The organism is Pantoea sp. YR525, from assembly GCF_900116775.1.
Classification (GTDB): domain Bacteria; phylum Pseudomonadota; class Gammaproteobacteria; order Enterobacterales; family Enterobacteriaceae; genus Pantoea; species Pantoea symbiotica.
On the sequence record NZ_FPBU01000002.1, the window covers coordinates 111,886 to 132,366 of the forward strand.

Consider the following 20,481-nt stretch of genomic DNA (forward strand, 5'->3'; position numbering starts at 1 on the left):
GTTTATTTACTGGAGTAGCGAAAAATGGTGCGTCGCTATCGCTTCGAAATTATTCTGATTGTGATGATCCTCTGTGGCATAGTTGCAGCCAGCTTTTTTATCTAGTCGTTGTAGCGTGCTGATTACTCCAATATTTCTCCCTTTTTCACCGCTCACCGACTATAGTTATCGCTCAAGCGTGATGACAACAACTTCTACTTATTCTCGCCATTGAGAGAACTATGCGCCTGGCTATCCTGTTACTTGTTGGTCTTTTCAGTTTTAACCACACAGCACATGCCGATGATGAAGATGGGCCAAGCCCGGAAGACATCAAAACATTGTTCTTTGGCAAAGATCACCGCCAGGCGATTAGCGACGTGAGCGCCGCGCCCTGGGATGCCATCGGTCAGTTAGAGACCGAAAGCGGTAACCTCTGCACTGCTACCTTGATTTCTGCCCATCTGGCGTTGACCGCCGGACACTGTTTATTGGCTCCGCCCGGCAAATTTGATAAGCCAGTGGCGCTGCGTTTTATGGCCAGCAGCAAAGGCTGGCGTTACGAGATTCATGATATTGATGCGCGCGTTGAACCCTCTTTAGCGCGCCGGTTGCAGGCGGACGGCGAAGGCTGGATCGTGCCGCCGGGCGCCGCGCCCTACGATTATGGGCTGGTTATCTTGCATAACCCGCCATCCGGCATTGTGCCGATTCCGTTGTTTGAGGGTTCGCGTGGCGATTTAACTGCCGCCTTGAAAACTACCCAACGCAAAGTAACGCAAGCCGGTTATCCGGCCGATCATCTTGATACGCTCTATTCGCACAGCGATTGTCTGGTGACCGGTTGGGCACAACGCGCGGTGCTGTCGCACCAGTGCGATACCTTGCCGGGCGACAGCGGTTCGCCGCTGCTGTTGAAGAACGGTGATGAGTGGCAGTTGATTGCGGTGCAGAGTTCAGCGCCCGCGCCGGCCGATCGTTATCGTGCCGATAACCGCGCGATTGCGGTGCCGTCCTTTAAAGATAAGCTGGAAGAGTTAGCTCAGTAATTCGGCGCTCTCAGGCAAAAAGGCGGGGCCGCTACGTAAAGTCGTCGTGGACCCATCCTGGGGCCTCTGCCGCCGCATCCATGCGGCGGAAGCTTTACTCCGCGGCCCCGCCTTTCCGCCTTCTTCGATAGTTGTGCGATGTTAAAACCGCACTGTTTCGTAGCGGCGCGATTTATCGCGCAATCCCACAATTAACTCAACTGCTCCATCGCCTGCAGAATACGCTTATCCGAAATCGGATAAGGCGTGCCCAGTTGCTGCGCGAAATAACTAATTCGCAGCTCTTCCAGCATCCAGCGAATCGCCTGTACTTCGGCATCATCCTGACGTTGCGGCGGCAATTTATTCCGCCACGTCTGCCAGGCCTGCTCCACCGCTTGCACTTTCAGCATGCGCGCACGATCGCTGTGTGGATCCACCGGCAGCTTCTCGAGGCGGCGTTCAATACCTTGCAGATAGCGCAGCGTATCACCAAGTCGCGACCAGCCATTGCCGGTGACGAAGCCGCGATACACCAGGCCATTAAGCTGCGCTTTGATATCGCCTAACGCCAGCGCCAGCGACATATCCACGCGACCCTTAAGGAACTTGTTGATATTGAACACGCAGGTCAGAATCTGTTCGACCTGCTTGGCGATGGTGACCACGGTTTCATTCAAATCAGCACGCACTTTGTCGCGCAGCTGTTCGAAGTTCTCCTGTTGCCATGCCGGACCGCCGGCATCCGCCATCAGCTTATCCACGCCGCAGGCGATGCAGTCATCGATCAGTTCCAGCACTTTGCCGTACGGATTGAAGTACAAACCAAGTTTGGCTTTATTCGGCAGCTTCTCGTGCAGATACTTGGTCGGCGACGGAATGTTGAGCAGCAGCAGGCGACGCTGGCCGCGCCACATCATTTTCTGCTGTTCCACTTCGTTATCGAACAGGCGAATCGCTACGCTGTCCTTTTCATCCACCAGCGCCGGCCAGGCTTTGACCTGATAGCTGCCGCGCTTCTGCTCGTAGCTTTGCGGCAAATCGCCAAAGCTCCAGATGTGCAAACCGCTCTGTTCGAGGCCATCGTCTGCCACTTTCGACAGCGTTTCCTGCACTTTGCCTTTCAGCAGCAGCCGCAGCTGATGCAGATTTTTGCCTTCCTGCAGCTTACGGTTGTGCTCGTCTACCACGCGGAAAGTCATTTTCAGGTGATCGGGCACCTGATCCCACTGCCAGGCTTCACGGTCAATGGTGACGCCGGTCATGCGGCGAAATTCGCGTTCCAGCGCATCCAGCAACGGCAGTTCCATTGCGGTGACGCGACCAAGAAACGCTTCGGCGTAATTGGGCGCCGGCACCAGATTGCGGCGCACCGGCTTGGGCAGCGATTTGATCAGCGCGATGACCAGTTCGCGACGCACGCCAGGAATCTGCCACTCGAAACCGGTCTCTTCGATTTGATTCAGCAGCGGCAGCGGAATATGCACTGTCACGCCATCGGCATCCGCGCCCGGTTCAAACTGATAGCTCAACTTGAGTTTCAGGTTGCCCTGATGCCAGAAGTTGGGGTAATCGAGCTTGCTGACTTTGTCCGCGCCATCTTTGATCAGCATCTGCTTATCAAAACTCAGCAGGTCCGGATTCTCTTTACTGGCTTGCTTCCACCATGCATCGAAATGGCGCGCTGAGACCACGTCGCTGCCGATGCGGCGATCGTAGAAAGCGAACAGCGTTTCGTCATCGACCAGAATGTCGCGACGACGCGATTTGTGTTCCAGATCTTCAATTTCGTTACGCAGTTTCAGGTTATTGCGAAAGAACGCGTGACGCGTCTGCCAATCGCCCTCCACCAGCGCGTGACGGATAAACAGCTCGCGGCTCAGTTGAGGATCGATGCGGCTGTAATTGACCTTACGCGCCTGCACAATCGCCAGGCCGTAAAGCGTCACTTTTTCTGTCGCCATCACCGCGCCCTGCGCTTTTTCCCAGTGTGGTTCGCTATAGCTGCGTTTAATCAGATGCTGCGCCAGCGGTTCGATCCATTCCGGATCGATACGTGCGGCAACGCGCCCCCACAAACGGCTGGTTTCCACTAGCTCCGCCACCATGGTCCACTTCGGCGGCTTCTTAAACAGGCCGGAACCTGGGAAGATGGAGAAGCGCGCGTTGCGAGCGCCGGTAAACTCCTGTTTCTCGTTATCTTTCTGCCCAATGTGCGACAGCAAGCCGGTAAGCAAAGCGCAGTGCACCTCACGATAAGGCGCAGGTTCGCTGTTGACCGGCATACCTTGTTCCCGCACCACCTGACGCAGTTGGGTGTAGATATCCTGCCATTCACGTACGCGCAGATAGTTAAGGAATTCAGTTTTACACAGGCGGCGGAAGTGATTGCTGGAGAGCGCTTTTTGCTGCTCCTGCAGGTAATTCCACAGATTCACGAAGGCGAGGAAATCGGACTCTTTATCCTCAAAACGACGATGTTTTTCGTCAGATGCCTGCTTTTTATCAGCGGGACGCTCGCGCGGATCCTGAATCGATAGCGCAGCGGTGATGATCATCGCTTCGCGCACGCAGCCAAACTTTTGCGCTTCCAGCACCATACGCGCCATACGCGGATCGACCGGCAATTGGGCGAGCTGGCGACCCGAAGGTGTCAGCTTGTAGGTTTCGTCTTCACTCAGCGTGATAGCACCGAGCTCTTCCAGCAGGCGCACGCCATCCTGAATATTGCGCTTGTCCGGCGCTTCGACAAACGGGAAGGCAGCAATATCGCCCAGCCCCAGCGCCGTCATCTGTAAAATGACCGAGGCGAGATTGGTGCGCAGAATTTCGGGATCGGTAAATTCCGGGCGGCTGAGGAAATCGTCCTCGGAATAAAGGCGAATACAGATACCTTCCGAAACGCGTCCGCAGCGCCCTTTACGTTGATTGGCGGACGCCTGCGAAATCGGCTCAATCGGCAGGCGCTGCACTTTGGTACGGAAGCTGTAGCGGCTGATACGTGCGGTGCCGGGATCGATAACGTATTTGATGCCGGGCACGGTCAGCGAGGTTTCTGCCACGTTGGTCGCCAGCACGATGCGGCGTCCACTGTGCGACTGGAACACGCGGTTTTGCTCGGCGTTCGACAGGCGTGCATACAGCGGCAGAATCTCGGTGTGTGCAATATCGCGCTTCATCAACGCATCGGCGGTATCGCGGATTTCGCGCTCGCCGCTCATAAAGATCAGGATATCGCCACGACTCTCTTGTCCCAGCTCATCGACCGCATCAAAAATCGCCTGCAGCTGATCGCGATCGGTGTCGTCAGCGTCCTCGACCATCGGACGATAACGCACTTCCACCGGATAAGTACGCCCGGAAACTTCAATCACCGGCGCATTGTGGAAATGGCGTGAGAAGCGTTGCGGATCGATAGTGGCTGACGTGATGATGACTTTTAAGTCGGGACGACGCGGCAACAATTCGCGCAGATAACCAAGCAGGAAATCGATGTTCAAACTGCGTTCGTGCGCTTCATCGATAATGATGGTGTCGTACTGCAGCAACAGGCGATCCTGCTGGATTTCCGCCAGCAGGATACCGTCGGTCATCAGCTTAACCTGGGTGGTTTCGCTCACCTGATCGTTGAAGCGCACCTTGTAACCGATGGTGCCGCCGAGCGAGGTTTCCAGCTCATCGGCAATGCGGTTCGCCACGGTTCGCGCCGCCAGACGACGCGGCTGCGTGTGACCAATCAGCCCTTTTACTCCGCGTCCCAGCGCCAGGCAGATTTTCGGCAGCTGCGTGGTTTTACCCGATCCGGTTTCACCCGCAACGATCACCACCTGATGCTGACTGATCGCATCGGCAATGTCCTGCTGCTTCTGACTGACCGGCAGGTTGTCCGGGAAAGTGATGCGTGGTGTCGCCGCCGTGCGCTGCGCAAGGCGCTGCTCCGCCGCGACAAATTCCGGCTCCAGTTCAGCCACAATGCCCTGCTGCGCCGCAGGATTTTTCACCTTCGCAGCGCCCAGCAATCGACGTCGCAGACGTTGACTGTCGCGCAGCGTCAGATTATCGAGCCGCGGCCAAAGGGAGGCTAAAGGTGAAGAGTCGGATGATGACATAGCGATGCGTACCTGTTGTTGCAGCGGGCAGATGATTTCCCGGCGGATTCAAGCAATTAATGGTCGGCATCATAGCACAATTTGGAACACCTGCCTGAACGGGACGTGCGAGGTTATTCAATTATTTCGAACATAGATCTCGAAATATTGCGCTTTTACCTCGCGGGCTAACTCCGTACAGTGTAAAGCATTGAGCGGTAAGCCAACCGCGTAACGCACAGGAAAATACCATGAGCAAAGTTTTAGTTCTGAAATCAAGCATCCTCGCTGGTTACTCTCAGTCAAATCAACTGGCTGACTTCTATGCTGACGAAGCACGCGCTAAAGGTGATTCGGTTACCGTGCGTGATTTAGCCGCGCAGCCGATTCCGGTGCTGGATGGTGAGCTGGTTGGCGCACTGCGTCCATCCGACGCGCCGTTGTCTCCACGTCAGCAGGAAGCGCTGTCTCTCTCCGATGAGCTGATTGCTGAACTGCAAGCCCATGACACCGTGGTTATCGCCGCGCCAATGTACAACTTCAACATTCCAACTCAGTTGAAAAACTACTTCGACCTGATTGCCCGCGCTGGCGTGACTTTCCGTTACACCGAAGCAGGCCCGGAAGGTCTGGTAACCGGTAAACGTGCGGTGATCCTCTCCAGCCGTGGCGGCATCCATAAAGATACGGCCAGCGACCTGCTGACTCCATACGTGAAACTGTTCCTCGGCTTCATCGGTATCACTGATGTGAACTTCGTGTTCGCAGAAGGCATCGCTTATGGTCCAGAAGTGGCGACCAAAGCGGCTAACGATGCAAAAGACGCCATCAAGCAAATTGTTGCTGCGTAATCATTTTTCACTATGATGCATGCCCGTCAGGCTTATCTGACGGGCATTTTTTTGCTGTTGTTTTCTAAGCGCTTAAAGCTCCATACTGCACTTCTTTGCCAGCCCCTGAATGGTCGATTTCAGCACAGCGAAAGGAGATGAAGTGATACACCACAATCAATATGGTCAGCCCATCGGTTTTGCATTACCCGACTGGCAGCCCGCCACCTTCCCGCCCGCCGTTATTCTCACTGGCCGTTTTTGCCATCTCGCACCGCTTCAACTCAGTCACGCACCCGCTCTGTTTGCCGCCTTTTCACTGGCAGCCGACGATCGCGACTGGACATGGCTCGGCGCATCGCAGCCGCAATCGTTAGCTGAGATGACCGACTGGATCGCTAACAAAATCGGCGACAGTGGATTGGTCAGTTATGCGGTGATCGATCAGGTTAAGCAGCAAGCGGTTGGCGCGGTCTGTTTCGCCAATATCGAGATGCAGAATGGCGCGATTGAGATTGGTCATGTCACCTGGTCGCCGCTGATGCAGCGCAACGTGTTGGGCAGTGAAGCAATATATCTGCTGTTGCAGCAGGCTTTCGCACTCGGTTATCGCCGCGTGGCGTGGCGTTGTGATTCTCTGAATCTGGCTTCACGACGCGCAGCAGAGCGCATCGGCTTTACCTTTGAAGGCTGTTTTCGTCAGGCGATGACGCGCAAACAGCGCAATCGCGATACCGATTGGTTATCGATCATTGATAGCGAATGGCCAGCGATTCAGCAGGCCTTACGCGAATGGCTGGCGGCGGAGAATATGGATCAGCACGGCCGCGAAACGCAAAAACTGCGCAGCTTTTTCCCGGCGGATTGACGTTGTCTATACTGACTAGCTTTTATCTACGCAATTGCAGAGGTACTCATGTCCAACGTATTTATTATTGGCGGCGCAGGCAAGATTGGCCGTCGTCTGGCATCACTGCTGGCCGCAAACGGGCACGTTGCGCGCCCGCTGTTTCGCAAAGCGGAACAGGAGCAGCCTTTGCGTAAACTGGGTGCTGAGCCGGTTAACGGCGATTTAACCGCGCTGGACGCAAAATCCCTGGCCGCGCTAATGGCGGGCAGCGATGCGGTGGTGTTTACCGCTGGTGCCGGCGGCAAAGGCGGTGAAGAGATGACGAACGCCATTGATGGTGAAGGATTAACCACCGCCGTTGCTGCCGCTCAGCAGGCTGGCATCTCGCGCTTTTTGCTGGTCTCGGCGTTTCCCGAAGCTGGCAGAAACAAAAACCTCTCCGCCACCTTCGAGAACTACATGCGCGTGAAGAAAGCAGCCGATGTCGAGCTGGCGCAAAGCGATCTGGATTGGGTAATTTTACGCCCCGGCACGCTGACGGATGAGAAAGGTCAAGGCATGGTGCGTGCCGGTTTGGCCATCCCGTATGGCGACATTCCTCGCGATGACGTAGCGGCGACGCTGGCTGAACTCATCGCACAACCGGCTATCAGCCGCGTGATCGTTGAGTTGACTGGCGGAGAAATGCCGGTGCGCGAAGCCGTCAAGCAACTGGCCTCGCGCTAGCGCTTTCAACTCTCGGTTTCATCCAATGAGCGCAAATGATCCTTTTTATTCAGCGTCATCAGCGCCGGAATACTGATCGCAGCCGTCACCATGATGTACCAGGCGGGGATATCCAGATTCCCCGTTTGCTTAATCAGGGAGGTAATGATCAGTCCGGCGCAACCCGAGAAAACCGCGTTAGAGAGTGAATAAGCCAGGCCCAGCCCGGTATAGCGAACGCGCGTGGGGAACATTTCAGCTAACATTGCCGGGCCTGGTCCTGCCAGCAACCCGACAATGCCACCCGCAACAAACACCACCAGCGCCTTGACCAGCAGCGTTGAAGAGTCGGCCTGCAATACTTTCAGTAACGGCAATGCCAGCACCAGCAACAAGCATGCCGCGAGAACCATCACGCTGCGGCGTCCAATTTTATCGCTAAGAATGCCTGCTGGGATAATGGTCGCAGCAAACCCTAGGTTAGAAATCACCGCAATCAACAGCGCCTGGTTGAAGCCGGTATGCAGCGAAGATTGCAGATAGGTTGGCATGATCACCAGATAAGTATAACCCGCCGCTGACCACACCATCACGCGGCTGATCGCCAGCAAGATAATCCTGAGCGTTGCGGCAAAACTGGCGCTCACCGCCGCTGGCTGCTGCGCATTTTTCGTTTGTTGCTGACGCACGAAATTGGGCGTTTCTTCCATGCTGTAGCGCAGCCACAGCGCCACAATCCCCATCGGCAAGGCGAGGAAGAAAGGAATGCGCCAGCCCCAACTGTGCATCTCATCTGCACTCAGCACCGCCGACAGCAATGCGACAATGCCAGCGCCCGCCAGCAGGCCCAACGCCACGGTGAATGACTGCCATGCACCGTAACGTCCACGCTGCCCTTTGGGGGCAAATTCCGTCATCAGTGACACTGCACCGCCGTATTCACCTCCGGCAAACAAGCCCTGCAGAATACGCAGCCCGGTAATGATCAGCGGTGCCGCCACGCCAATGCTGGCATAGGTGGGAATAACGCCGATCGCAGTCGTCACCAGCGTCATCATGATCAAGACAAAAATCAGCGTAGGCTTGCGCCCAATACGATCGCCCATGCGGCCAAAAAATATCGCGCCCAAAGGACGGAAGAAAAAGGCGATGGCGAAGGAGGCGTAGGTCAGAATAATGCCGGTCAGCTCGGCTTCACCCTGCAGGCGAAAGAAGTTCTGCGCGATCACCGTCGCGAGGAAGCCATACACCGCAAACTCGTACCATTCAATGAAATTGCCCACTGAACCGGCGATTAAGGCGCGTTTCTGTGCATCCGTTGTAGTTTGAGGCTTCTGCATTCGGCTATCTCTTTTCCATTCGTGAATGAACAGAATGCGTCATGTTGCTGTGTGGTCAAGGACATCATGTTATTTATCCTGATCAACCGGCGTCAGCCACTGCTACGCTGTTGCTGCTTCCAGCTTTTAACGCCACCCACATCCCCAGCAGCCCCGCGCCCGCTAATCCCCACATCACCCATTGAAAACCTGCCGTTTCGCCGCCGGTTTGATAAATCTGCGTGGCAATCGCCAGGCCCAGCGCACCGCCGAGATTATGCAGCGTCCATGAAATGCCAATGCCCTGCGCGTGCCGGGACGCAGGTAACGCGCCGAGCGCAGCCGCAACGGAAGGCCCGAGGATAGCGCCCCAGCCTGCGCCCATCAGCACAAACGCGGTGATGATCGGTACTAACGATGCGCTGTTGATGCTCAGCAGCAGTGCGGAAGCCGTGAGCAAGGCAAATCCCGCCGCCATCACCGGCCAACTGCTGTAACGGTCGGCAAGACGGCCTGCAAAGGGAGATATCAGCGCCATCACCAGCGTCACCGGCAGCAGCATCAGACCGAGCTGGGCGGCGTTGAAATGAAAGAGCGTCAGTAGCCTAAACGGCAGCAACATAAAGGCGGAGCAATAGAAAATCGCCAGCAGCACCGACAGTAAACAGGCGGCTGCAAAGCCGCTGTTTCGCAGCATGCGGAAGTCGATCACCGGGTGTGGCGTACGCCTTTCAATCATGACAAATGCCAGCAAAAACAGCAGCGATAACCCCAGCGCCAAAACGGCATGCCAGCTCAGCAGGCCCCAATGTGTGACGTGACTTGTCCAGATCAGCAGTGGGATCAGTGCGGCGGTCATCAGCAGCCAACCAGGCAAATCCAGCCGCGTTTCGCGATGTCTGATGGATGCCGCGATGCTGCCGCGGCAAAAAACAAAGCTCAGCAGGATGAGCGGCACATTAAGCAGAAAAACCGCGCGCCAGCCGAGCCAACTTACCAGCACGCCGCCAGCAACCGGCCCCAACGCCAGCCCCAATCCGTTAGCGGCAAACAGCAACCCTAGCGCGCCACCGCGTTTTGCTTCTGGCATCGCCTCAACCAGAATGCTGGCGCTGACGGTATACAACACTGCGCATCCCACGCCCTGTAGCAAGCGGCAGAGATTGAGCACCATCAAATCCGATGCCAATCCCGCCCCTAACGACGTTGCGCCGAAGAGCAGCATTCCGGCATATAAAATTCGCCGTGCGCCGAAGCGTTCCGCCAACCTGGCCGACATCACCATGCAGCAGCACAGCGCCATAACGAAGAGCGTCATCGCCCACTGCACCCTGGCGAGATCGCTGTGAAAGTGGTGCTGAATCGCCGGCAATGCGGTATTGACGATAGTGAAATCAATACAGCCGAGAAAGCTGGCCAGACAGATACCGATTTGTAGGCGGATTAAGGTTGCCAGAGAAGTTGTCATGCGAGGATCCTGATGCGTAAATCGCTAGCCTGACACGAATTAAATTCTCCAGTTACGCTAATTTTTCGCCATACTGACGAATTAAAATCGCCAGAGAAGATCGTATCATGATTAACACCGACAGGCTGAACAGCATCCGGGCCTTTGTGCAGGCCGCGCAGGCGGGAGGATTTAGTCTGGCTGCTGAGCAACTGGGCTTGTCGCGCTCCACGGTAGGGAAAGCCGTTGCCCGACTCGAATCGCGCCTGCAGGTGAAATTGTTCCAGCGGACCACTCGTTCACTGTCGCTCACCAGCGAAGGCGAACGCTTTTATCACGACTGTCTGCAGATCCTTGCCAGCCTCGACGCGGCGGAAAATCGCCTGATGGCACACGCCAGTGAAGCCACAGGCCAGCTGCGCGTTGCGGCTCCGCCTTTGCTGGGCGAAAAATGGGTGATGCCGGTGTTGCTTCCTCTGACTCAGAGATGGCAAGGACTGGCGCTAGATGTGCGGCTTTCAACCCAGCGCGTTGACCTTGCTGCAGAAGGCGTCGATCTCGCCATCCGCATCGGCGCGCCCGGAAACCACGCCGATCTCACCGCGCGACTGATCGGCCAGCAGCCGCTGCTGTTGTGCGCTGCGCCTGCACTATTAAAAACCGCTACACCGCCGATTCGGCTGGAAGAGTTAGCCCATTTTCCGCATCTGACATTACTGGAACAGGGACGTTCTCAACCGTGGCTGCTTAAAAACTCCCAGGAGGAGAACGTTTACTGGCAGCCAGACGAGCGGTTGCGCTTCAGCAGTATGAGTGCGGTTTACGCCGCAACGCTGGAGGGTTATGGCATCGCGCAACTGCCACGCTGGCTGGTCAGTCGGGATATTGAGGACAAAAAACTGATTGAGGTATTGCCGGAGACGCGCAGCAACAGCCTGCCGATTTATGCTGTGTGGTTGAAAACCGCCGCGATGCCGCAGCGGTTAAGATGTGCGATTGATGCGCTAAAAGAAGCCTTTGCCCGGCAGCCACTGTAAAAATCAAGTCGATTTATTTACGCAGCCACTGCCCATTGATGCCGCGCACATACTCGCCGCTACCCGCGCGATTCACCAGCTTCTCGCCGGCAATGCGCGCCACTTCGCTGGCGCTCAGGTTATTTTGCTGTGCCACACGCTGATACTGCTGCAGGCGGCCATCGTTGATGCGCTTGACCAGCGCCAGCGTTTCTTCGTCCTGCTGACGCGCCGCCACATAGCCGCTGAGCGTTTCGCCCACGCGCCCTTGTTGACGCGCCTCATCCAGCGTGAGCGCCCAGGCAGAAGGCATCAGCAGCAGCGCCGCAAGCAGCGCGATCCCCTTGCGTTTCATCATGCTTCTCCTCAAAAGAGTCCGCTCTGATTCTTCAGCAGCGCTTCCACATCTTTATCCACCTTGATGTGAATCTCATGCTCAATTTTGACGTTCATATTGATGGTAATCGGCTCTTTTGGCGCCGCAACTTCAATGCGCGGCACGCAGCCGATCAGTGGCAGCCAGGCTGCCAGCACCAGTAATGCCCTGAGGCTCATGGTTGGGGATCCTTCTTCGAGGGTAAGGTGGCATTTTGCTCCACCCAGGATTGCAAATTATCGCCAAAGCGCAGGCTGCGCCACAGCTGGAACAGATTTTCCTGATGCCGGTAGTTCAGATTAACGGTCTGACGGCGGTTGCTGAACTGACTAACGCCTTTCACTTCCGATTGCATGATCAGATTGCCGAAGTTATCCAGATCGATAGTTGCCCATGAACGCGAGATCTCCATATAGCGCAGCCAATCCAGCGCCGCGCCAGCCGCAAAGTTATTGCTGACAATGGCATCCGCCATATCTTTATCCAGCCGGAAGGTCAGCGGACCGCTGTTGGCGATCCAGCCCTTTTCAATCAGCCATTGCGGATTGTTTATCCACAGCGGCAACTCGCCATTGACCTTGCCGGACATGGCAAATTGCTTGGGTTTAATCGCGCTGACCAGCTTGCTGAGATTGATCTCTTTCAGCGAGACGCGCGCCGCTTCATGCTGCGGCATACGCAGCTCGGGCATGCTGACGTGTCCGCCTAACAGATCAAGATTGACGTTGCTAAGCGTTAACGGCTGGCGCTCCTGCCACGGATAGTGACCTTGCAAATCAGCGGTGATGTTTTGCAGCGAGAACTGATTTTTCACTTCGGCGATACGCAGTGAAACCGGTCCGCGCCGTCCAAGCTGCCATTGATGATCCTTCAGGCGGAACGGCAGCGAGAAATCGATGCCGTTGATTTCACTGTCCGGCATCCACAGGCTGCCGTTTTTCACCGTCCAGTGACCGCCCGCTTCAAAGCCCTGCTCGCTGGCCGCCGAAAATGCTACCTGCGCGCGCAGTTCGCCCGACTGAATACGCATCTTCAAATCACTGCTGAGCAGCGGCTGGAACACCGTCAATGATTGCGCTGGCCACCAGGCTTCGCCACGCAGACGTTCGCCGTCCCAGCGGCCATGTACGCGCACCGGGCCAATATCCTCAGCCGTCAGCTGACCGCGCCAGATAAACTGGCTGGGATCGCTGCCTTTGGCTTCAAAATTGAGTTCTGATGGCGGCAGCCAGCCGCCGTAGCTGAACTGGGTTTGACCCGACTTTAGCGTGAAGCCGCCGTTAAACGCCGGATGATCCGGATCACGCTGCCAGCGCACCGGCGCGTTGAGCGTCAGGCGCGGTTTAGCCACTTGCACCATGCCGTACGCCAGCTGATCGAAACCGGTATTCAGCGTGTCGAGGCTGATCAAGGTGTCCTGCCAGCTGCCGGTGCCCTTCACGTCCCATTTGGCGGTGAGCGGCTCGATCTGACCGTCACCCCAATAACGCCAGTTCCACACGCCGCTGTCCGGCCAGAAATCGCTGGCGCGCCCATCGAGATGCAACCTGAAGCGACCAAAGCTGGGATCGTGTGCCTTAAGGATCGCCTGCAGGCGACCATTAATGCCGCGCGACGCCACCGTTACGCCCGCCAACGGCCAGCGCGCTTCATCCACTTCCAGCGTTGAGAGCAAGCGCCCGCGCAAACGCAGCAGCGCGCCCTGCTTCAGGCTCAACTGCGGATCGGTGAGCACGCCGTGCAGCAAGCCGGGCATGCTGCCAAACAGCTGCAGATCGGCGAATTTGCTCTCACCGGTCAACTGGAACGGCAAAGCGCTGTCGACCATGCTCAGTTTGCCGGGGCCGACGCTCAATACCAGATTGCCTTTGCCGCCGCGCCCTTGCGTCAGCAGATTGAATCGCCCGCTGACCAGCGTGTTTTCCAGCCCTTGCTGCCAGTTTTCCAGCGTCACTGCCATGCCGCCCGATAGCGGCTGATCGGCCTGTGGCCAGCGCCATTGGCCTTGCGTAATACGAATCTGCCGCTCGTCAACCTGCCACGGCAGCTGCAGCAGCGGCTGATCGTCATCCTGCTGTTTCACCGTCAATGTGCCTTGCTGTTGCTGCCAGTTAAGCGCCAGCGCCAGCGGCTGCGGCCACTGCACAACATTGAGGTCGGCACTGAGTTCGCCCGCCACCGGCAAGCCATCGGCAAAGGTTGGCAAGGTGACATCGCCATGCAGATTGAGCGGTTTGGGCAGTAGAGGATGACTGAACTGCAGCTGGGCAATCTGCAGCAACTGGCCTTGCAAACGCGCATCCACATTGAGGTTGTCGCCCTGATAATGCAGCTGCTGCACATCTTTATCTAAGGTGAGATCAAAACGACCGGCATATTGCTGCCACGGCAGAATGGTGATTTTTTGCAGATGCACATCGGCGCCAGGCAACATCTTCTGCCAGTCGGCCAGGCTGCGCGGCGCACCGCTGGCTTCGCTGTGCGGCAGCGATTGCAGGCAGTCGCTGTTAAGTTGCACTTCACCGGCGCTGAGCTGCCAGCGCTTTTGCTGCCAGCCGAGCGCCGCATCGCTGACGTTTGCCAGTTCACAATCGCCCGCCAGATAACGCACCGCCGGGAAATGCAGCGCACCTTGCTGCCAGCGCGGCGTGCCGTTGAGTTCTACGCGGGTATTTTCGGGCAGCCAGATACCGGCCAGACGCGGCAACCATTGCGTGAGCGTCAGCAGCAATCCCAATAGCAGCAGTATCAGCGCCAGCAGCGCAGCAAGTGTTCGGCGAAGGCCACGCGTCATGGCAGTTAACGTTCCTGTTCTTTACACAATCCTGACGAGGAGCCAAATGATGGCATGTTACGTCCGGCAAATGAAGGTGTTAGCGACATAGTCTGGCTGAAGAACAGCAAAATGACGCGGAAAACGTTATCCTGTTGTGATACCGACGTTGCATTTTTCAGGAGCGAAACAATGAAAGTTGCGGTTTACAGCACCAAGCATTACGACCAGAAATACCTTGAACACGTCAACGGCAGCTACGGATTTGAGCTGCAGTTTTTTGACTTCCTGCTGACACCGGCGACAGCAAAAAACGCTGCGGGCTGTGATGCGGTGTGTATTTTCGTCAACGATGATGCCAGCAAAGAGGTGCTGGAAGAGTTGGCGGCGCTGGGCGTGAAGCACATTGCGCTGCGCTGTGCCGGTTTCAATAACGTCGATCTCGCGGCGGCGAAAGCGCTGGGCTTAAACGTAGTGCGCGTTCCGGCGTATTCACCGGAAGCGGTGGCCGAACATGCGGTTGGCCTGATGATGACGCTGAATCGTCGCATTCATCGCGCCTATCAACGCACGCGCGATGCCAACTTCTCGCTGGATGGTTTAACCGGCTTCAACATGCACAACAAAACTGCGGGCGTGGTCGGGACCGGCAAGATTGGTATCGCAGCGATGAGAATCCTCAAAGGATTTGGCATGCGCCTGCTGGCGTTCGATCCCTATCCAAGCCAGGCGGCGCTGGAGCTGGGTGCGGAGTATGTTGATCTCAAAACGCTGTTCGCTGAAGCCGATGTGATTACATTGCACTGCCCGCTTACGCCGGAAAATCACCATCTGCTTAACGCGCAGGCGTTCAGCCAAATGAAAGATGGCGTGATGATCATCAACACCAGCCGTGGCGGTTTGATTGATTCACAGGCAGCCATTGACGCTCTTAAACAGCAGAAGATTGGTTCGTTGGGGATGGATGTATACGAAAACGAGCGCGATCTGTTCTTTGAAGATAAATCGAATGACGTGATTCAGGATGATGTGTTCCGTCGTCTGTCGGCCTGTCACAACGTGCTGTTCACCGGCCATCAGGCTTTCCTGACTGCCGAAGCATTGACAGCGATTTCAGAAACCACGCTCAGCAACTTGCAGCAGTTGGAACGCGGCGAAACCAGCCCGAATCAGGTCACTGCTTAATCCTTCTGCGCCTGCCTTAGCGGGCGCAGCTTCCACCCATCAGCGCCTGCTCGTCACAGCGACGACCATTAGCCAACTGGCACATACCGATGCGTGAGCCGTCTAACTGACGCGAAAACGCCAGCGATCCCCCGGCATTACTACAATTCACTTCAGCCATTGATGACATCACAACGCGCGGTTGTACGTGGGCGGCAGTAGCTTGTTGTGGCGGTTCGTTGTCACTGTTGCTGCTGCAGGCAGAAAGGAACAAGGTAGCGCCAGCCAGCAGGAAGAGAGCGGCTTTCATCGATGGGGCTCCGGGGATTGAGCGAAAAAGTCGCACCAGAATATGTCAGGTGCGGTGAGGGATCGATAGGCGACACAGCTTTTTACAAAATTTAATTTCATTGTTTACAAGCAGAATTATCCTGTTTGAGATATTTCCGCCCTTTTCACCCGGCGGATTGTTTGTTTATCAACCACTAAGGAGAGAACGATGTTGACGGATATGCTGATCCGCATCGCGCTGGCCGGGATTCTCGGCGGACTGATTGGCCTGGAACGGCAGCTGCGCGCCAAAGAGGCCGGTTTGCGCACCCATATTCTGGTCGGTATCGGCAGCGCGATGTTTATGCTGGTATCGAAATATGGCTTTGCCGATATGCTAGTCAGCGATCATGTGGCGCTCGATCCCAGCCGTATTGCGGCGCAGGTGGTGAGCGGCATGGGCTTTCTCGGCGCTGGCACCATCATTATTCAGAAGCAAGTGGTGAAAGGTCTCACCACCGCCGCCGGTTTATGGGTTACTGCGGCGATTGGTCTGGTGATAGGTAGCGGTATGTATGAAATCGGTATTTACGGCACCGTGCTGGCGCTGGTGGTGCTGGAGACGTTCCGTCGCATCAGTCACTGGCTGATTGGCCGTCATCATACGCTGTTGGTGCATCTCAAACCGAAAAGCGTGCCGCTGGTGTTGCTGGTGCTACAACGCGAAAATGTGCGCTACGGCCATATCGCCGTGGTGAACCGTGATGAAGAGATTGGCCTGTGCGAATTAAGCGTAGAGGTGACATTGTCACGACGCACGCCGATGCACAACATCTACGATAAGGTGATGGAAATCAAAGGCGTTCAGTCGCTGGAGATGATGTAAAAATCATCAATGTTAGATTTCGGTGCGCTACCATCTCGCAAGCACACAGATGCAAAAGTCGCGTCTGAGCCCTTTGCTAAACTGAACTGATAACCCCCGTAAATTTTGCGGGTTTCTCAGCGTAGCAAAGGACGATTTATGATTACCGTCGACGGTAACGGTGCAGTGGCTTCGGTCGCCTTCCGCACCAGCGAAGTGATTGCCATTTATCCCATCACGCCCAGCTCGACCATGGCCGAGCTGGCGGATAGTTGGTCAGGCGAAGGCCGCCGTAATATCTGGGGCGATGTGCCGCGCGTGGTTGAGATGCAATCGGAAGGCGGCGCGATCGCCACCGTGCACGGCGCGCTGCAAACCGGCGCACTCTCAACTACATTCACCTCGTCGCAGGGATTGCTGTTGATGATCCCGACGCTCTACAAACTGGCGGGCCAGCTGACGCCGTTTGTTTTGCACGTCGCGGCGCGTACCGTGGCGACGCACGCGCTGTCGATTTTTGGCGATCACTCCGATGTTATGGCGGTGCGACAAACCGGCTACGCGCAGCTCTGCGCCTCGAGCGTGCAGGAAGCGCAGGATTTTGCTCTCATTGCACAAATCGCCTCACTGAATAGCCGCATCCCTTTTATCCACTTCTTCGACGGCTTCCGCACCTCACACGAGATCAACAAGATCGTGCCGATCAGCGATGAAACTTTGCAGGCGCTGATGCCAGCCAAGGCGATTAACGCCCATCGTGCCCGCGCGTTAACGCCGGATCGCCCGACGATTCGCGGCACATCCGCCAATCCCGATACCTATTTCCAGTCACGCGAAGCTACCAACCGCTGGTACGACGCTTGTACCCAGCACGTTGAGGCTGCAATGAGCGCGTTTAGCGAAAATACCGGCCGCCACTATCAGCCGTTTGAGTTTTACGGCCATCCGCAGGCCGAGCGCGTAATTGTGATGATGGGCTCCGGCTGCGGCACCGCCGAAGAAGCGATTGATGAGATGCTGCAGCGCGGCGAGAAAGTTGGGCTGGTGAAAGTACGCCTCTATCGCCCATTTTCGGCAGCGCATTTGCTGCAAAAGATCCCCGCTTCCGCCCAACGTATTGCGGTGCTTGATCGCACTAAGGAGCCCGGCGCGCTCGGCGAACCGCTGTTCCTGGATGTGATGACCTCGCTAGCTGAAGCTTACAGCCGTGGCGAGCGCGCTTCGCTGCCGAAGGTGATCGGCGGTCGCTATGGTTTGTCGTCGAAAGAGTTCGCACCCGATGCGGTGCTGGCTGTGTTTCGTGCCTTGTTACGCGATCAACCGCCGGCGCGTTTTACCGTCGGCATTTACGACGACGTCACCCATCTTTCGCTGCCGCTGGAAGCCAATATCGTGCCAAATCGCGCACGGCTCGAAGCGCTGTTTTATGGTTTGGGCAGCGACGGCAGCGTCAGCGCCAGCAAAAATAACCTGAAGATAATCGGCAACGCCACGCCGTGGCACGTGCAGGGTTATTTCGTCTACGACTCGAAGAAAGCTGGTGGCCTGACGGTTTCCCATCTGCGCGTCAGTGAATATCCGATTCAATCCGCCTATCTGATTCAGCAAGCGGACTTCATTGGCTGCCATCAGCTGCAGTTTATCGATAAGTATTCCATGCTCGATCAGCTTAAGCCGGGCGGGATTTTTCTGCTCAATACGCCTTACAGCGCTGAGGACGTGTGGTCGCGCCTGCCGCAGGAAGTGCAGAGCCAGCTCAACGATAAACAGGCGCGATTCTATGTGATCAACGCGGCGCGTATCGCCCGCGAATGCCAACTGGGCGCGCGCATCAACACCGTGATGCAGATGGCCTTTTTCCAGCTGACCCAGATTTTGCCGGGCGATAGCGCGTTAACTGAACTGCAAAACGCCATTGCGCGCAGCTACAGCAGCAAAGGTGAAGAGCTGGTGCAGCGCAATTGGCAAGCACTGGCATTGTCACAACAAGCGCTGCAGCCAGTGCCGCTGCAGCCGGTTGACGATCGCAGTCCGCATCGCCCGCCGGTGGTATCTGATAGCGCACCCGATTTTGTCAAAACCGTCACTGCGGCGATGCTGGCCGGCCTTGGCGATAAACTGCCGGTTTCGGCGCTACCGCCGGATGGCACCTGGCCGGTCGGCACCACACAGTGGGAAAAGCGTAATATCGCCGAAGCCGTGCCGATCTGGCAGCCCGATCTCTGTACCCAGTGCAATCATTGCGTTGCCGCCTGCCCACACTCGGCGATTCGCGCCAAAGTGGTTGATCCTGCAGCGCTAGCAGATGCGCCAGCTTCGCTCGCTTCACTGGATGTAAAATCGCGCGATATGCGCGGACAGAAATACGTGTTGCAAGTGGCACCGGAAGATTGCACCGGCTGTAACCTGTGCGTAGAAGTGTGCCCGGCCAGCGATCGCCAGCATCCGGAAATCAAAGCCATCAACATGAAATCACGCCTCGAACATGTTGAGACGGAAAAGGCCAATTATGATGCCTTCCTCGCGCTGCCTGAGATCACCGCCGAGCAGCTGGAACGTATTGATATCCGCACCTCGCAGCTGATTACGCCGCTGTTTGAATATTCCGGTGCTTGCTCGGGCTGCGGCGAAACGCCCTATATCAAACTGCTGACGCAGCTGTATGGCGATCGCCTGCTAATTGCCAATGCCACCGGCTGCTCCTCCATTTATGGCGGCAATCTGCCTTCTACGCCTTACACCACCAATGCCGAAGGTCGCGGCCCCGCGTGGGCGAATTCGCTGTTTGAAGATAATGCCGAATTTGGCCTGGGCTTTCGCTTGAGTGTTGATCAGCAGAAACAGCGCGCGCTCAGATTACTGGCTCAATGCGCGGCGCAGTTACCGGCGGAATTGGTTGACGCACTAAAAGGTGACAATGTCACGATATCGCAACGACGCGAGCAAATTGAACAGCTGCGCGCCCTGCTTGCTGCGTCATCGCAACCGGAAGCTAAAGCGTTAAACGAAGCAGCCGATGCGCTGGTAGAGAAATCGGTCTGGCTGATTGGTGGCGATGGCTGGGCGTACGACATTGGTTACGGCGGACTCGATCATGTAATGAGCCTGAGCGAGAACGTCAACGTGCTGGTGCTGGATACACAGTGCTACTCGAATACCGGCGGGCAGGCATCAAAGGCGACGCCGCTTGGCGCGGTGACCAAGTTCGGCGAACAAGGCAAGCGCAAGGCGCGGAAGGATCTCGGCATGTCGACGCTGCTGTACGGGCATGTGTATGTGGCGCAGATTTCACTGGGCGCACAGCTCAATCAAACGGTGAAAGCGATTCAGGAAGCGGAAGCCTGGCCGGGACCGTCGCTGATCATCGCTTACAGCCCGTGTGAAGAGCATGGCTACGATCTGGCTTATAGCCACGAGCAGATGCGCCTGCTGACCACCAGCGGATTCTGGCCGCTGTATCGCTTTGATCCACGACGCACCGAGCAAGGCAAAGCCGCGCTGGCGCTGGATTCGCGTCCGCCAACCTCCGAACTGGAACAGGCATTAATGAACGAGCAGCGTTTCCGCCAGTTGCAAACCCAGCGGCCTGAAGAAGCGTCGCAGTTGTGGGGCGATGCAACGGAAGCCGCCAGTCAGCGTTATCAGCGGCTGGCGGAGTTAGCAGGGAAAACGGATAAAAGCGAGTAGAGGAAAAAGCCCGACGCTTAAGCAGTAAATTGTATGTGTATGAAGGTGCGCATGAATGCGCACCCTACGAAAACCTCGCCAAAC

General features: G+C 56.5%; 15 protein-coding genes. 8 read left to right on the forward strand and 7 right to left on the reverse strand.

The window, feature by feature from the left end:
* Positions 1-221: 221 nt before the first annotated feature.
* Positions 222-1,028, forward strand: a complete 807-nt coding sequence (locus tag BM323_RS04020) for a trypsin-like serine peptidase (RefSeq protein ID WP_008106412.1) — start codon at positions 222-224, stop codon at positions 1,026-1,028.
* 191 nt (positions 1,029-1,219) lie between these two features.
* Here the strand turns inward: BM323_RS04020 and hrpA are convergent, their stop codons facing one another.
* Complete coding sequence (gene hrpA, locus BM323_RS04025; RefSeq protein ID WP_008106414.1) at positions 1,220-5,116, reverse strand: ATP-dependent RNA helicase HrpA; 3,897 nt, start codon at positions 5,114-5,116, stop codon at positions 1,220-1,222.
* Positions 5,117-5,346: 230 nt separating this feature from the next.
* Between hrpA and azoR the strand changes: the two genes are divergently transcribed.
* The 3 genes from azoR to BM323_RS04040 all read left to right on the forward strand — a co-directional run bounded on the left by azoR (position 5,347) and on the right by BM323_RS04040 (position 7,501).
* Positions 5,347-5,946, forward strand: coding sequence for an FMN-dependent NADH-azoreductase (gene azoR / locus BM323_RS04030; protein WP_008106416.1), 600 nt, complete (start codon positions 5,347-5,349; stop codon positions 5,944-5,946).
* Between the two features lie 145 nt (positions 5,947-6,091).
* On the forward strand, positions 6,092-6,793 hold the full coding sequence (locus BM323_RS04035) for a GNAT family N-acetyltransferase (protein ID WP_036648932.1): 702 nt from the start codon (positions 6,092-6,094) through the stop codon (positions 6,791-6,793).
* A 48-nt stretch (positions 6,794-6,841) separates the two neighbouring features.
* Positions 6,842-7,501, forward strand: coding sequence for an NAD(P)H-binding protein (locus BM323_RS04040; protein ID WP_008106420.1), 660 nt, complete (start codon positions 6,842-6,844; stop codon positions 7,499-7,501).
* A 5-nt stretch (positions 7,502-7,506) separates the two neighbouring features.
* Here BM323_RS04040 and BM323_RS04045 read toward each other — a convergent pair whose 3' ends face one another.
* Together BM323_RS04045 and BM323_RS04050 are read right to left on the reverse strand one after the other, a co-directional pair.
* Positions 7,507-8,820 (reverse strand): MFS transporter, encoded by a 1,314-nt coding sequence (locus BM323_RS04045; protein WP_091003313.1) that lies wholly within the window; start codon positions 8,818-8,820, stop codon positions 7,507-7,509.
* A gap of 82 nt (positions 8,821-8,902) precedes the next feature.
* Positions 8,903-10,267 (reverse strand): MFS transporter, encoded by a 1,365-nt coding sequence (locus BM323_RS04050; protein ID WP_008106424.1) that lies wholly within the window; start codon positions 10,265-10,267, stop codon positions 8,903-8,905.
* A gap of 107 nt (positions 10,268-10,374) precedes the next feature.
* Between BM323_RS04050 and BM323_RS04055 the strand changes: the two genes are divergently transcribed.
* Positions 10,375-11,283 (forward strand): LysR substrate-binding domain-containing protein, encoded by a 909-nt coding sequence (locus BM323_RS04055; protein ID WP_008106426.1) that lies wholly within the window; start codon positions 10,375-10,377, stop codon positions 11,281-11,283.
* 13 nt (positions 11,284-11,296) lie between these two features.
* Here BM323_RS04055 and BM323_RS04060 read toward each other — a convergent pair whose 3' ends face one another.
* The 3 genes from BM323_RS04060 to BM323_RS04070 are packed head-to-tail and all read right to left on the reverse strand — an operon-like array spanning position 11,297 to position 14,432.
* A complete protein-coding gene (locus BM323_RS04060; protein WP_008106428.1) occupies positions 11,297-11,617 on the reverse strand; it encodes a YdbL family probable chaperone protein in 321 nt (106 codons plus the stop codon).
* A gap of 11 nt (positions 11,618-11,628) precedes the next feature.
* Complete coding sequence (locus BM323_RS04065) at positions 11,629-11,817, reverse strand: YnbE family lipoprotein (protein WP_008106429.1); 189 nt, start codon at positions 11,815-11,817, stop codon at positions 11,629-11,631.
* Positions 11,814-14,432, reverse strand: coding sequence for a YdbH family protein (locus BM323_RS04070; RefSeq protein ID WP_008106431.1), 2,619 nt, complete (start codon positions 14,430-14,432; stop codon positions 11,814-11,816). The genes BM323_RS04065 and BM323_RS04070 overlap by 4 nt, the downstream gene beginning before the upstream one ends.
* Before the next feature lie 171 nt (positions 14,433-14,603).
* Between BM323_RS04070 and BM323_RS04075 the strand changes: the two genes are divergently transcribed.
* The gene (locus BM323_RS04075; RefSeq protein WP_008106432.1) at positions 14,604-15,596 is read left to right on the forward strand and encodes a 2-hydroxyacid dehydrogenase; all 993 of its coding nucleotides are present in this window, start codon (positions 14,604-14,606) and stop codon (positions 15,594-15,596) included.
* A 16-nt stretch (positions 15,597-15,612) separates the two neighbouring features.
* Here BM323_RS04075 and BM323_RS04080 read toward each other — a convergent pair whose 3' ends face one another.
* Positions 15,613-15,885 (reverse strand): putative hemolysin, encoded by a 273-nt coding sequence (locus BM323_RS04080; RefSeq protein ID WP_008106435.1) that lies wholly within the window; start codon positions 15,883-15,885, stop codon positions 15,613-15,615.
* A gap of 189 nt (positions 15,886-16,074) precedes the next feature.
* On the opposite strand from BM323_RS04080, the gene BM323_RS04085 reads away from it, so the two are divergent.
* Positions 16,075-16,731: an MgtC/SapB family protein gene (locus BM323_RS04085; protein ID WP_008106437.1), complete on the forward strand. Its 657-nt coding sequence runs from the start codon at positions 16,075-16,077 to the stop codon at positions 16,729-16,731.
* A gap of 138 nt (positions 16,732-16,869) precedes the next feature.
* Positions 16,870-20,397, forward strand: coding sequence for a pyruvate:ferredoxin (flavodoxin) oxidoreductase (gene nifJ / locus BM323_RS04090; RefSeq protein ID WP_008106439.1), 3,528 nt, complete (start codon positions 16,870-16,872; stop codon positions 20,395-20,397).
* The last annotated feature ends 84 nt before the right edge of the window (positions 20,398-20,481 follow it).